Raw genomic sequence first — 14,721 nt, forward strand, 5'->3', positions numbered from 1 at the left:
GAATTATTGGATTATATGCAAAATATAAATAATGAATGGTATGGGTTAAAATGAAAAAAATTATTGCTAATAAAGCATTAGTACTGAATGTTATCAGTATGACTATTTTTATTGTGATTATCAGTTTTACATTTAGAAGTAATCCGATATCAACTGTTTTACCAACACATGATTCATCCATGTTTCTTTACTTTGGTAGGGGGATTCATAATGGCATGGTACCTTATGTCAATATGTATGATCATAAAGGTAGTGTTTTGTTTTATGTGAATTCATTGGCCTACTTATTTGGTCAAGGGCATGCGCAATTTCTGTTATGGATAATTGAGGTTTTATTTTTAACTACCACAGTGATATTACTTTATAAAATACTTAATTATTTATTGAAAAATAGTTATTTAGTTTGTTTAACAATTTGGCTCTCGCTAGGACTCTTTATTGAGTTATTTGCAGGTGGTAATTTTTCTGAAGAATATGCGTTACCATTTATATTAGTAGCACTGTACGGCTTAATTAAATATTTAAATGATGATCTAGAAAATCATCGGAAGCTAAGTCTGTTTTTAGTCGGTTTTAGCGGTAGTGTTGTTTTGTTTATTCGTGCCAATATGATTGCTATTTGGTGTATTTTCGGATTAGTCTTGTTAATCAATTTGTTAACTAGTAAAAATAGACGGGGAAGCGATTTATTGATACCAATCCTTGGAGGATTATTTGGTATCTGTCTTTTTACATTAATTGCATTTATGAGTTCATCAACTTCAGAAATGATCAAACAAGCTTTTATTGCGAATATTAAATATGCAGATTCTACATTGCTTGATAAGCGCGTTGCTACACAGTACTTTATAGATTTTTTAATAAAATATGGATTAATAGCATTAGTTATAAGTGGTATTGTGGTTAAAATAAGCCGGTATACTGAGTTAACAATTAAGCAAAAGAAAACATTTATTTGGTTGATAGGGTACTTCATTGTTAATTGGCTTACAGTAGTAGCTTCAGGTAGAAATTACCAACACTATCTAATAACACAAATACCTGCCATTCTTATTTTTGTTGGTTTTGCACTTGAAGAGCTAATAGGGAAAAAGACAAATAAATGGCACTATCTACTTGTAATAGCAATTTTAATGATGAGTATTCAAGGACACGCCCTGTATGAACAAGGGAAAACAGCATTGGTTGTTAATAACTCGAAACAATTTGAAACCAATAGAGGTATCAAGAGGGTTTCAAATTATATTAAACAACACTCAACAAATAGGGATAGTATATATGTGCATAATTTAGATGCAAATATATACTTAGAGAGTAACAGAGTGTCCAATTCTAGATTTTTTGTTTTACCTTCGTTAGATTATCAAAAATTCCCTAAGATATCAAAGGAATTTAGAGATAGTTTTATTAAACGAAAGCCAAGATTCATAGTAGTTTCCAATAGTATTAGTCAGCAACCTGATTTTAGATTTAACGGTTTCATTAAAGCGCTATGTGATCATCAATATAAGCGGGTTTATGTTGATACTAGTGGTTTATCTGTTTTTGAATTAAAATAATTTAATTGCTAAAGGAATGAACTAAGTGAAAATACTTATTGTAAGTCAGAATTTTTATCCGGATGAATTTAAGATAAACGATATAGCGACATCATTTGTAAAATCTGGGCATAAAGTGACAGTTTTAACCGGATTAGGAGATTATAGTACCGGTAAAGTTCCTAAGCGTTATCGCTTATTTAAAAATAGAAACGAGCAATTAAATGGCGTTAAGATACATCGTGTACGCGCAATCGCACGGCGAACGGGGCCGATTTTTAGATCATTGAATTATATGTCGTTTGCAATTAATGGCTGGTTCTGGGGAAAATGGCAGAGACAAAAATTCGATATTGTCTATGTATATATGATTTCACCAGTTACAATGGGGATACCAGCAATGGCTGTAGCTAAGAAGCAACATATTCCGTTAGCTATTTACAATCTTGATTTATGGCCAGAGTCTGTTAAGGCGATGAGAATAAATGAAAATAATATAGCCTTTCCGATTATTCATAAAATGAGTCGAAGTATATATAAAGCGGCAGACACAATTGCAGTTAGTTCAGTACCGTTTATCGATTATTTAGAAAAAGTTAATCAGATAGCTAGTGAACGAGTTCGATTTATTCCACAATATGCGGATGAACAGACCGACATTCAAGATGATAAGGCTATTATTAAAAATAAAGCTAAAAATAACTTTGTCTTTACTGGGAATATCGGATTGGTTCAAGATATTGAAACGATTGTTGATGCTGTCGCAGCCTTAAAAAAACGTGGCGTACAAAGCACGACTATTCGGATTCATTTAGTTGGAGATGGCAGTCAGTTACAAGCTATTAAGGATATGGTGTTAAAGATGGCCCTGACAGATTACATTATCTTTTATGGAAGACAGCCTAGTTCGCATATGGCTTATTTTTATAAGGAAGCAGACGCGTGTTTGTTGACATTAAAAAATGAGAATATGATTGGAGCAACCATTCCAGCTAAACTTCAGGGATATATGGCTGCACATAAACCAGTTATTGCGGCGATTGATGGTGATGCTAAGCGAGTTATTATGGAATCGAAGTGCGGTTTTCAAACAACAGCCAGTGATGCGCAAGGATTAGCTGATATTTTATTAAATTTTATGAAACTTACTGGCCCAGAGCGTGACGAACTTGGTGAAAATGGGTATAATTATTTTGAAAAGCATTTTACGAAACAGAGATTTATGATGGATACAGAGCAGTGGTTATTGAATGCTATAGATGAAAGAGGAGATAAATAATGGCAAACGATTTTTTTAAAGATAAGGTTTTATTAATTACGGGTGGAACAGGTTCTTTTGGTAATGCTGTATTACGGCGCTTTTTAGATTCTGATTTGAAGGAAATTCGTATCTTTTCACGTGATGAAAAGAAACAAGATGATATGCGTCGTAAATTTCAAAATGATAAGATCAAATATTATATTGGAGATGTACGCGACCGTGATAGCATCAGTCAAGTAATGCCTGGTGTTGATTATGTATTCCATGCAGCAGCTATTAAAGAAGTACCTTCTGCCGAATTCTTCCCAATGGAAGCTGTTAAAACGAATATTATCGGAACGGATAATATTTTGACAAGTGCTATTGCAAATAAAGTAAAAAAAGTCGTTTGTTTATCAACTGATAAAGCATCATATCCAATTAATGCTATGGGAATCTCTAAAGCGATGATGGAACATGTTTTTATTGCAAAATCTAGAAATATTGATCCAGAAGAAACGTTAATTAGTGGAACGCGTTATGGGAATGTTATGGCTTCTCGTGGAAGTGTTATTCCATTGTTTATTAACCAATTAAAAGCAGGCAACCCCATTACAATTACAGAAGGCTCAATGACAAGATTTATGATGAATCTTGATGAAGCTGTTGATCTTGTTATGTACGCATTCCAAAATGCACAACAAGGTGATATTATGGTTCAAAAAGCACCGGCAGCAACAATCAATACACTAGCTGAGGCTATTCAAGACTTATTCGGTAGTGAAGCGCCTATCCAACATATCGGGATGAGACATGCAGAAAAGATGTATGAAACTTTATTGACCAAAGAAGAAGCCGCTAGAGCTGAGGATATGGGAGAATTTTATCGTATTCCATCAGATCGCAGAGATTTGAACTATGAAAAGTATTTTGCGGAAGGTGACCAAAAAGCAGTTGATATTGAAGAATACAACTCAGATAATACTAATCGGTTATCTGTTGAAGAGATGAAAGCTAAATTATTAGAATTACAATTAGTACAAGATGAGTTAAAGAAATGGAATGATAAAAAATAATGAAGATATTAGTTACAGGTTCTAAGGGATTTGTAGGCCGTAATTTGATAACACAACTTAATAACGAAGACTATCAAGATATTGTTGAGTTCAATCGAGAAGATACGCTATCTAGCCTAGAATCTCAATTAGAAAACGTTGATTTTATCTTCCATTTGGCAGGTGTTAATAGACCTAAAGATAACACCGAGTTTTATGTTGGAAATACTGATTTAACAACGCAATTAATCGAATTATTAAAAGCTAAAAAAATGAGAACGCCAATTATTTACACATCATCAATTCAAGCTGCATTGGATAATGATTATGGTAAGAGTAAAAAGATGGCTGAGGATCAGTTATTCGAATATGCCCAAACACAGTCTACACCAGTTTATATTTACCGACTTAGTAATTTATTTGGGAAGTGGTCTCGTCCTAATTATAATAGTGTTGTTGCAACGTTTGCACATAACTTGACACATAATATACCGTTACAAATTAATGATCCCGATGTGACTCTTAATCTAAATTATATTGATAACGTCATTGGTGATTTTATAAGAACAATGAAAAATGGCCATCCCACAAAAGAGGGACAATACTGTGTTGTTCCAGAGAGTTATGAAATAACCGTTGGCGAATTAGCGGGTAAATTACAGAAGTTTCATGATAATCGTGAAACATTAGTAATGCCTTCTTTAAAAGCGCAATTTGATCGTGATCTATATGGCACTTATTTAAGTTACTTACCGGAAGATCAATTCTCTTATTATTTAAAGAAAAATGAAGATAATCGTGGTTGGTTAGCTGAATTTATTAAATCTGAAGATAATGGGCAAATTTTCATTTCAACAACTAAACCTGGAATTACACGTGGAAATCATTGGCATCATACGAAGGTCGAGAAATTCTTGGTAATTCAGGGAACAGGTTTAATCGAGTTTCGACAAGTTGGAACCGATAAGATTCTAAAATATCCTGTGTCTGGTGATAAGCCAGAAGTGGTTGATATTCCAGTAGGTTATACACATAATATTAGCAATACTGGGGCAGAAACAATGATTACATTATTCTGGGCTTGTGAAATATTTGATCCTGAAAAACCAGATACGTATTATGAAGGAGTTTAAGATGAAAAAATTAAAAGTAATGACGGTTGTTGGCACGCGTCCTGAGATCATTCGTTTGTCAGCTGTTATGAATCGCTTGGACGAAGACGAAGCTATTGAACAAATTATTGTTCATACGGGACAAAATTATGATTATGAGTTAAATGAAGTATTTTTTGAGGACTTTCATTTACGTAAACCCGACTATTTCTTAGAAGCCGCACAGGGTAATGCAATTGAAACAGTTGGTAATATCTTAATTAAAATTGATCCGATATTAGAACAAGTACAACCTGATGCTTTTCTTGTTTTAGGAGATACTAATAGTTGCTTAGCAGCTATTGCTGCTAAGCGTCGTCATATTCCAATTTTCCATATGGAAGCTGGTAACCGTTGCTTTGATCAACGGGTACCAGAAGAAACTAACCGTAAAATTGTTGATCATACAGCAGATATCAACTTAACATATAGTGATATTGCTCGTGAATATTTGTTAAAGGAAGGCTTACCCGCAGATCAAGTAATTAAAACTGGGAGTCCGATGTTTGAAGTATTAGGAACACGTAAGAACGATATCGAAAAATCAGATATTTTAGAACGACTTTCCTTAGAAAAGGGACAATATTTTGTTGTTTCAGCACATCGAGAAGAAAATATTGGCTCAGAGACTAACTTTAATGACTTGGTTGCTAGTTTAAATGCAATTGCAGATATTTATCAATTACCGGTTATTGTTAGCACACATCCTCGTACACGTAAGATGATTGAAGAAAAAAACATTCAATTTAATCCACTAGTAAAAACAATGAAGCCAATGGATTTTAATGACTATAATAAGTTACAATTATATGCAAAGACAGTATTAAGTGACAGTGGTACGATTAGCGAAGAATCATCTATTCTAGGATTCAAAGCGCTAAATATTAGACAAGCACATGAACGACCTGAAGCAATGGAAGAAGCTTCTGTTATGATGGTTGGGTTAAACCAAGAACGTATTCTACAAGGATTGAAAGTTCTAGAAAGTCAAACACCTGATACTTTACGACATGTTGCTGATTATAGTATGCCTAATGTGTCCGAAAAAGTATTGCGAATTATCTTATCATATACTGACTATATTAACCGGCGTGTTTGGTTTAAGTCATAGTCTAATTAAGAAGCCTCTCTATTTTAAAGGGGCTTTCTTTTATATCTAATCCAATGATTAAGGAAATTAAAAATGAAAATACTACAGATTAATTCTGTTAACGGCGTGGGAAGTACAGGTCGGATTGCAGTTGAATTAGCTAAGCAACAGCTAAAAAGTGGTATGATACCCGTGATAGCATATGGACGTGGTACCGAATCCAGTGATTTGAGTATACCAACAATTAAAATTGGGGCTAGTCAATTTAATATCTATGAACATTTAGTCGAAGAACGTTTTTTTGATAATGGTGGATTTGCATCAAGACATGCGACTACACAGCTTATTAAAAGAATCGAGAAATTTAAACCTGATATTGTGCATTTGCATAATTTACATGGTTATTATCTTAATGTTGCGCTTTTATTTGAGTATTTAAGGAAAAGTGATTGTAAGGTTATATTAACGCTTCATGATTGTTGGCCATTTTCACCACAAAGCGCCTATATTGATCGAGATCAATCTGGGAAAGTACCTAACAAAGTTCAAAGTAAGTCGGAGTTTAATGAATATCCTAAAACTTACTGTCGTTTTAGAAGTCAGTCATTATATAATAAAAAGGTTGCAGCTTTCACAGAATTACCTAAAGAACGTTTTAAAATAGTTACGCCTTCAAACTGGCTAACAGATTTAGCAAAAGATTCATTTCTATGTAAATATCAGATTGAAACTATTCATAATGGGATTGATTTAAATCAATTTAAACCAACGACGGAAAATTATTTTGAAACGCATTATCAGTTAAAAAATAAAAAGATTATTCTAGGTGCAGCTAATATTTGGGAACCACGTAAAGGATTGGTATATTTCGATTATCTAGCCCAGAATTTACCAAGTAATTACCAAGTAGTAGTTGTTGGAAGAGATACCGATCAGCTACAGTCGGATAACATTCTTAAAATTCAACAAACCAATGATGTTTCTGAACTAGCTAATATTTATGCGAGTGCGGATTTATTTGTTAATCCAACAATGGCTGAGAATTTTCCAACCTCGAATATTGAAGCTCTTGCATCTGGGACGCCTGTTATTACATTTAATACAGGTGGGAGTCCCGAGAGTCTCAATATTGAAGTAGGTCGTGTTGTGCCGAAGGGGGATTCAGAAGCATTACTTCAGGCGTGTTTGGGGTTTGAGAAAACTGCAGAAGTTGTTACAGCTTGTGTTAAGCAAGCTCATAAATTTGATAAAGAAATTGCATATGATCGTTACATTGCGTTATACCAAACATGGAATGGAGAATAATTAAATGACTAATTATCTAGTAGTGGGTTCAGGCCTTTTTGGCGCAACCTTCGCATACGAAGCCGCAAAACGTGGTAACCACGTTAAGGTGATTGAAAAACGCGATCACATCGCTGGTAACATCTATACAAAAGAAGTTGATGGTATCCAAGTTCACCAATATGGTGCGCATATTTTCCATACAAGTAACAAGGAGATCTGGGAATATATCAACCAATTTGCTGAATTCAACCGTTATACGAATAGCCCAGTTGCTAACTATAAGGGTGAGATCTATAATTTGCCGTTCAATATGAATACTTTCAGCAAGTTATGGGGTGTTGTGACGCCTGATGAAGCTGCTGCTAAGATTGCTGAACAACGTCAAGTCTTGAACGATAAGAAGCCTGAAAATTTAGAAGAACAAGCTATTTCATTAATTGGGACAGATATCTATCAAAAATTAATCAAGGGCTATACTGAAAAGCAATGGGGCCAAAAGGCTACGGATTTACCAGCGTTCATTATCCGTCGTTTACCGGTTCGTTTAACCTACGATAACAACTATTTCAATGATACTTATCAAGGGATTCCAATTGGTGGTTATACACAAATCATTGAAAAAATGTTAGATAACGATTTAATCGAAGTCGAAACTGGTGTTGATTTCTTCGATAAGAAACAAGAATACATCGATCAATACGACAAGGTTATCTTTACAGGGATGATTGATCAATTCTTCGATTATCAATTAGGTGAATTAGAATACCGTAGTCTGCGCTTCGAAACAGAAGAAAAAGATGTTGATAACTACCAAGGAAATGCGGTTGTTAACTACACAGATGCCGAAACACCTTACACACGAATTATCGAACACAAGCACTTTGAATTCGGTAAAGGTGATAAGAATAAGACGATCGTTACGAAAGAATATCCAGCAGATTGGAAACGCGGCGACGAACCATATTACCCAATCAATAATGATAAGAATAACCGTTTATACAAAGCATATCGGGATCTTGCAGAAACAGAACCTAAAGTGGTCTTTGGTGGTCGTTTAGGCCAATATCGTTATTATGATATGCATCAAGTCATTCACGCAGCCTTACAAGTTGTGAAAGATGAATTAAAGGATTAATCAATGAAAATTATTAAAAATTATCTTTATAATGTGTTCTATCAGGTCTTTGTGTTATTAGTGCCACTAATAACGATGCCTTATATTGCCCGTGTTTTAGGACCAACTGGTGTTGGGATTAATTCATTTACCAATTCGAATACGCAGTATTTTATTTTAATTGGTAGTATTGGGGTTTCACTTTATGGTAATCGCCAGATTGCTTATTATCGAGATGACAAAGCGAAAACTTCTCAAATTTTTTGGGAAGTTTTTCTAATGAGAATGATTACGATTTTAGTAGCATTAGCAGCATTCTTTGTCTTCTTAGGAGTTGAGAAAGCTTATCACGAAGCATATCTAATGCAAGCAATTTTAATTGGTGCTGCAGCTTTTGATATTTCATGGTTCTTTATGGGCTTTGAGAATTTCAAGGTAACGGTTCTTAGAAATATTATCGTTAAGTTAATATCGTTAGCTTGTATTTTTATATTTGTTCGTGGTAAAGGTGATTTGACATTATACATCGCTGTCTTGTCAATTTCTCAATTAATCGGTAATATCACATTATTTCCTTATTTAAAACGATACATTAACTTACCAAATTGGCGAGAATTAAAAATTTGGCGTCATTTTAAACCTTCTTTAGTTTTATTTGTTCCCCAAATCGCAACTCAAGTTTATTTGATCCTTAATAAAACGATGGTTGGGAAGATGGTATCGGTTGAAGCAGCCGGCTTTTACGATAATTCCGATAAAATTATCAAGATGGTATTAGCGATTGTAACCGCAACGGGAACAGTGATGTTACCTCGAGTCGCTAATACATTTGCTAAGGGAGATCATGAACAGGTTAAAAAATACTTATATCAATCTTTTGATTTTGTGAGCGCCATTTCGATACCGATGATGTTTGGAATAGCGGCTATCGCGCCTAAATTTGCTACGATGTTTTTTGGACAAGCATTTGATGCAGTAGGACCACTAATGATGGTTGAATCGTTAGTAATATTATTTATTGCTTGGAGTAATGTATTAGGTGTTCAGTATTTAATGCCAACAGGTCATAATAAAGAGTTTACAGTATCTGTTACAATCGGAGCAGTTGTTAATATTATTTTGAATATTCCGATGATTTTATGGTTAGGAACTTTAGGTGCTATGATTTCAACAGTATTATCTGAACTGAGTGTCACTAGTTACCAATTATATATCGTAAAAGATGATCTAAACTTACGTGAAATGTTGCAAGAGTTTTGGAAATATTTGTTAAGTGGTCTGATAATGTTTGTTGTCGTTCTAACAATGAATTTAAAATTATCGTTTAATATGACGCAATTAATTATTCAAGCGGTGATCGGAATAATTATCTATTGTAGTATTTTATGGATAACAAGACCAAGAATCTTAAATTATTTAAAGAAATAAAAAAACTCACAGTTTTAGTTAGATGCGTTTTTAAACGCTTGAACTATAACTGTGAGTTTTTTAATGCAATTAACTAATGACTTCTAAAGCCCATTTACGTGCATTGTAAACACTTTCGAATTGAGCAGAGTTAATCCAGTATTGACCATCAATTGGATCACTGACATGATAGGCACCAGCTCTATAACCATCCACTAAAACAGCATGGTTATTATTAGTACCTCTGCCCCACCAATATTGTTGATAAATTGGTTTTTTAAAATGAATCGTAACGTAAGCAACGACGGGATGTAATTGATTTAAGCTATCTTTAATTTGAGTTGTAGAACTACCTGATATATTGCGAACATTACCGTATGCTTTTGCCCAGTTAGTTAATGGTGCAGGGAAAATAGCTTCAAAAGCACCAGGTCTACTGTAGTAAGGCGAACCACCAAAACCATGATTAGGATTTAAGTCAGTTGCAATAGGCATAGTTCGAAGAAAGGATGGGAAGGTATAACCCTTTAAGCGCCCTTTATCGCGAAGACCCATATATAAAGAGGCAGCTTCACAACCGTTAGGTGCGCCGGCTGCATATTGATTGATATAGCCGGTTTTCATTAACACTTCACCATAGGCTGCAAAAGCGCGTGTATTCATCCAGTAATAACGGTCGCCGTATTTAAAGTTATAGTAGTACTCACCATTGCTAACCTTATATTTAGCAACGGCTCGGACGACTTTCCCCTTAACCTGTGAGCCACTAATTAGATATTTGGCACCTGGAAGAGGAGAAGGGGTATTGAAACCACCATAATTCCCTAGGTTAACAATTAAATTAAGATTGACTGTTTGTTTTGAAACAATTGATGCGACATCAGTAAATGCACGTGTATTAGTCCAGTAATAACGATCACCAAACTTAAAGTTGTAATACCATTCACCGTTGCTGACCTTATACTTAGCGACGATATGAACAACATTGCCACTCAATTGACTGCCACTAATTAAGTATTTAGCGCCAGGGATTGGGGATGGCGTATTGAATCCGCCATAATTATTTGCTGTAATTCGAGCATCCTTATTGACTGATTCTTTGGCCACTATTTTAAATGTTGGCGCTACATTACTAAAAGCACGGACGTCCATCCAATAATAGCGATTACCGTATTTAAAGTTATAATAAGCAGTTCCATCACTCAATTTATACATCGCTACTGCGGTCACTTGATGACCGTTAAGTTGACTGCCCGCAATAAGATTTTTAGCACCATCTAAAGTAGCTGGTGTGTTAAAACCAGCATAGTTACTAGTAGTCACTTTGACTGGTTTATTAAGTGATTGTTTGGTTGTAATTTTAACCGTATTAACGTCAGTGAAGGCGCGAACGTCCATCCAATAGTAACGACTACCATATTTAAAGTTATAATAAGCAGTCCCATCACTCAATTTATACATCGCTACTGCGGTCACTTGGTGACCGTTAAGTTGACTGCCCGTAATAAGGTTTTTAGCACCATCTAAAGTAGCTGGTGTGTTAAAACCAGCATAGTTACTGGTAGTCACTTTGACTGGTTTGTTAAGGGATTGTTTCGTTGTAATTCTTACCGTATTAACGTCAGTGAAGGCGCGAACGTCCATCCAATAATAGCGATTACCGTATTTAAAGTTATAATAAGCAGTCCCATCACTCAATTTATACATCGCTACTGCGGTCACTTGATGACCGTTAAGTTGACTGCCCGCAATAAGGTTTTTAGCACCATCTAAAGTAGCTGGTGTGTTAAAACCAGCATAGTTACTGGTAGTCACTTTGACCGGTTTATTAAGTGATTGTTTGTTAACAATCATTACAGTACTTTTAGTAGCTACACTTACAGCTGGCACTTCTGTAAATGCACGCGAATCCATCCAGTAATACTGATCCCCATACTTAAAATTATAATAAGAAGTACCATCGCTAACCTTATACAATGCAACAACTCGTACATTTTGACCGTTAACTTTATCTCCTGCTAATAAGCTCTTAGCATCAGGTAAAGTTGCTGGTGCGCTAAAACCTGCGTATACATTCGTTGTAATTTGCATATTCTTGGCTACATTTAATTTCTGTTGAATCGTAACCGGAGCCGATGTAGCCCCATGAACATCATTGATTAACAATGAGCTCGCTGAAACTGATGTTGCAAGTCCTAAAGCAATTAAAAGTGCTTGATAAGACTTTCTCATTAAAATCCCCCCCAAAAAAGTATTTATACTTAAGCCCCCTTAGTATATACTGTAGATAGTTCTAATAGCAAGCATATTTTTATAGTACTATAATTTTATTTAGGGGGATATTATGAAGTATAATGGAAAATTTTTAGGCTTACTATGCGTTACAGCACTTGCTACAACCTTAGTTAATCCTATCGTAGCATCAGCTAACGAACTATCAGAAAGTCATTCTACTGTTAGTTCTCAAAGTAGTTCAATTATTAGTGACACAAAAAGTATCCAAGATAGTTCAATAAGCCAAAGCAACAGCACTAATACTAACAAGGAACAAGAAACAAAAATTAATTCGGTTAAAACTCAGCAAAACCAAAATAAGTACTTACAAACTAAGACGAATTCTTATGCTGGCTATTTATTAGAAGACATCATTTCTGGTAAACAAAATGCTGTTATTAACGGCACTACCTTATCTGGTAAGTCTCTGCACATTATTAACTTATATCAGTTTCAAGATGGCAGTACTTTCTATGAATACGAACTTAACGGTAATAAGTATCTAACAGATACAAATGCTTTTAAAGAAATTAAAGTCACTGATAGTAAGCTCAACAATAAAGTAACGATTGTTAACAAACAATCACTTAATAAACCGGTCAAAGTGACTACCAGTAACTATGCTGGTTTTAACACACCAGCTACTTTAGATGGTGCTAAAAACCTTATTGCGGGCAGTCAACTTAACGGTCATCAAGTGACCGCAGTAGCGATGTATAAATTGAGTGATGGGACTGCTTATTATAACTTTAAATACGGTAATCGCTATTATTGGATGGACGTTCGCGCCTTCACTGACGTTAATACGGTAAGAATTACAACGAAACAATCCCTTAACAAACCAGTCAAAGTGACTACCAGTAACTATGCTGGTTTTAACACACCAGCTACTTTAGATGGTGCTAAAAACCTTATTACGGGCAGTCAACTTAACGGTCACCAAGTGACCGCAGTAGCGATGTATAAATTGAGTGATGGGACTGCTTATTATAACTTTAAATATGGTAGTCGTTACTATTGGATGGACGTTCGCGCCTTCACTGACGTTAATACGGTTAAAATTACAACCAAACAATCACTTAATAAACCAGTCAAAGTGACTACTAGTAACTATGCTGGTTTTAACACACCAGCTACTTTAGATGGTGCTAAAAATCTTATTGCGGGCAGTCAACTTAACGGTCATCAAGTGACCGCAGTAGCGATGTATAAATTGAGTGATGGAACTGCTTATTATAACTTTAAATACGGTAATCGCTATTATTGGATGGACGTCCGTGCTTTTAGTAATGTAGCGCCAACATTTAAAATAGTGGCCAAAGAATCAGTCAATAAGGATGCTCGAATTACAGCAAATAATTATGGCGGATTCAATACGCCATCCCCAATCCCTGGCGCTAAATACTTAATTAGTGGCAGTCAATTGAGTGGCAATGTTGTTCATATCGTCGCTAAGTATAAGGTCAGCAACGGTGAATGGTATTACAACTTTAAGTTTGGTGATCGTTATTACTGGACTAATACACGTGCATTTACTGATGTCGCATCAATTGTTTCAAAGGAATCGGTACACATGTCCGCTAAAATCACCGCTAATAACTATGGTGGATTTAACACGCCGTCACCACTCTATGGCGCTAAGTACTTACTTTCAGGGAAAACGGTTGTTAATAAAACAGTTTCCGTAGTTGCTAGATACAAAGTTAGCAACGGCGAATATTATTATAATTTTAAATATGGCAACCGTTATTACTGGATGAATACACGCGCTTTTTCTTATTATCAAAATCCATCACAGTATCTACAAATATCAGATACTCAAATTAAACCTGCCGGGCCAACACCTTATAATATTTCATATGATTATGAGGGTGTTAAGGTTTGGTTAACGCAACGAAAACTAGGCTTATCTGCAGATGGTCATTACGGACCAGCTACTGTTAGCGCAGTAAAGAGATTCCAAAGAAACCACGGTTTAAAAGCAGATGGTATTTTGAATTTAACAACATGGAATAAGTTAGGTTATTCAACAGGTGCATGGAATCAAATTGATTCATACATTAGTCCGTTAAAAGTACATCTAACAAATTCTAGAAGTGAACATATTGAAGCTATGATTAATACAGCTTATCAATATATGAATAGACCGTATATTGTCGGAGCATCGTCAACGCCGGCATATGGGGTTGATTGTAGTGGCTTAACGATGCAGGCGTTATACTCTGCAGGAATTAACCCACTTCCATCATCTTCTTATATTCATGCGCATCCAGGGCATGAATGGGAATCACGTGTTTTATTTGCTAACTCAAAGTTAAAGAAGGTTAGTTATGGTCAACGGCAACGTGGAGATTTAATTTTCTATCGCAGTCCATATGACAATAAGATTTGGCATGTTGCTATTTATCTAGGAAATGATCAAGTGATTGAATCATGGCCACCATGTGTAATGGTCCAACCAATCAAAAATAGTCAACGTTCTTGGATTGCTGGTGTCGGTCGTCCGTTTGTTTAAGAAAAATATTTAGGGTACGAAAAAGGCTAGGATTATTAATCCTAGCCTTT

10 protein-coding genes are annotated in these 14,721 nt (G+C 35.1%); 9 read left to right on the top strand and 1 reads right to left on the bottom strand.

Annotated elements, in window-relative coordinates:
• Positions 1–50: 50 nt before the first annotated feature.
• From ACPBEH_RS09465 to ACPBEH_RS09500, 8 genes are all read left to right on the top strand, one after another.
• On the top strand, positions 51–1,559 hold the full coding sequence (locus tag ACPBEH_RS09465) for a hypothetical protein (RefSeq protein ID WP_424349003.1): 1,509 nt from the start codon (positions 51–53) through the stop codon (positions 1,557–1,559).
• A gap of 25 nt (positions 1,560–1,584) precedes the next feature.
• Positions 1,585–2,817, top strand: coding sequence for a glycosyltransferase family 4 protein (locus ACPBEH_RS09470; RefSeq protein WP_424349004.1), 1,233 nt, complete (start codon positions 1,585–1,587; stop codon positions 2,815–2,817).
• Positions 2,817–3,854, top strand: coding sequence for a polysaccharide biosynthesis protein (locus ACPBEH_RS09475; protein ID WP_424349005.1), 1,038 nt, complete (start codon positions 2,817–2,819; stop codon positions 3,852–3,854). Before ACPBEH_RS09470 ends, ACPBEH_RS09475 begins: the two co-directional genes overlap by 1 nt.
• A complete protein-coding gene (locus ACPBEH_RS09480; protein ID WP_424349006.1) occupies positions 3,854–4,966 on the top strand; it encodes an NAD-dependent epimerase/dehydratase family protein in 1,113 nt (370 codons plus the stop codon). Before ACPBEH_RS09475 ends, ACPBEH_RS09480 begins: the two co-directional genes overlap by 1 nt.
• A 1-nt stretch (position 4,967) precedes the next feature.
• On the top strand, positions 4,968–6,095 hold the full coding sequence (gene wecB / locus ACPBEH_RS09485) for a non-hydrolyzing UDP-N-acetylglucosamine 2-epimerase (RefSeq protein ID WP_424349007.1): 1,128 nt from the start codon (positions 4,968–4,970) through the stop codon (positions 6,093–6,095).
• A 72-nt stretch (positions 6,096–6,167) separates the two neighbouring features.
• Positions 6,168–7,379: a glycosyltransferase gene (locus ACPBEH_RS09490; RefSeq protein WP_424349008.1), complete on the top strand. Its 1,212-nt coding sequence runs from the start codon at positions 6,168–6,170 to the stop codon at positions 7,377–7,379.
• Between the two features lie 4 nt (positions 7,380–7,383).
• On the top strand, positions 7,384–8,496 hold the full coding sequence (gene glf, locus ACPBEH_RS09495) for a UDP-galactopyranose mutase (RefSeq protein ID WP_424349009.1): 1,113 nt from the start codon (positions 7,384–7,386) through the stop codon (positions 8,494–8,496).
• A gap of 3 nt (positions 8,497–8,499) precedes the next feature.
• The gene (locus ACPBEH_RS09500) at positions 8,500–9,903 is read left to right on the top strand and encodes a flippase (RefSeq protein WP_424349010.1); all 1,404 of its coding nucleotides are present in this window, start codon (positions 8,500–8,502) and stop codon (positions 9,901–9,903) included.
• 69 nt (positions 9,904–9,972) lie between these two features.
• On the opposite strand, the gene ACPBEH_RS09505 is transcribed toward ACPBEH_RS09500, so the two are convergent.
• Complete coding sequence (locus tag ACPBEH_RS09505) at positions 9,973–12,114, bottom strand: GW dipeptide domain-containing protein (RefSeq protein ID WP_424349011.1); 2,142 nt, start codon at positions 12,112–12,114, stop codon at positions 9,973–9,975.
• A gap of 112 nt (positions 12,115–12,226) precedes the next feature.
• Between ACPBEH_RS09505 and ACPBEH_RS09510 the strand changes: the two genes are divergently transcribed.
• Positions 12,227–14,671 (top strand): GW dipeptide domain-containing protein, encoded by a 2,445-nt coding sequence (locus ACPBEH_RS09510; RefSeq protein ID WP_424349012.1) that lies wholly within the window; start codon positions 12,227–12,229, stop codon positions 14,669–14,671.
• Positions 14,672–14,721: the final 50 nt, after the last annotated feature.

Origin of the sequence: Latilactobacillus parasakei (assembly GCF_049674265.1) — a bacterium.
GTDB lineage: Bacteria > Bacillota > Bacilli > Lactobacillales > Lactobacillaceae > Latilactobacillus > Latilactobacillus sakei.

Excerpts from the sequence above, each read along its gene's own strand:
- ACPBEH_RS09480 (WP_424349006.1), top strand. The coding sequence starts at position 3,854 with ATGAAGATATTAGTTACAGGTTCTAAGGGATTTGTAGGCCGTAATTTG.
- ACPBEH_RS09475 (WP_424349005.1), top strand. The coding sequence starts at position 2,817 with ATGGCAAACGATTTTTTTAAAGATAAGGTTTTATTAATTACGGGTGGA.
- ACPBEH_RS09465 (WP_424349003.1), top strand. The coding sequence starts at position 51 with ATGAAAAAAATTATTGCTAATAAAGCATTAGTACTGAATGTTATCAGT.
- ACPBEH_RS09490 (WP_424349008.1), top strand. The coding sequence starts at position 6,168 with ATGAAAATACTACAGATTAATTCTGTTAACGGCGTGGGAAGTACAGGT.
- ACPBEH_RS09505 (WP_424349011.1), bottom strand. The coding sequence starts at position 12,114 with ATGAGAAAGTCTTATCAAGCACTTTTAATTGCTTTAGGACTTGCAACA.
- ACPBEH_RS09510 (WP_424349012.1), top strand. The coding sequence starts at position 12,227 with ATGAAGTATAATGGAAAATTTTTAGGCTTACTATGCGTTACAGCACTT.
- glf (WP_424349009.1), top strand. The coding sequence starts at position 7,384 with ATGACTAATTATCTAGTAGTGGGTTCAGGCCTTTTTGGCGCAACCTTC.
- wecB (WP_424349007.1), top strand. The coding sequence starts at position 4,968 with ATGAAAAAATTAAAAGTAATGACGGTTGTTGGCACGCGTCCTGAGATC.
- ACPBEH_RS09500 (WP_424349010.1), top strand. The coding sequence starts at position 8,500 with ATGAAAATTATTAAAAATTATCTTTATAATGTGTTCTATCAGGTCTTT.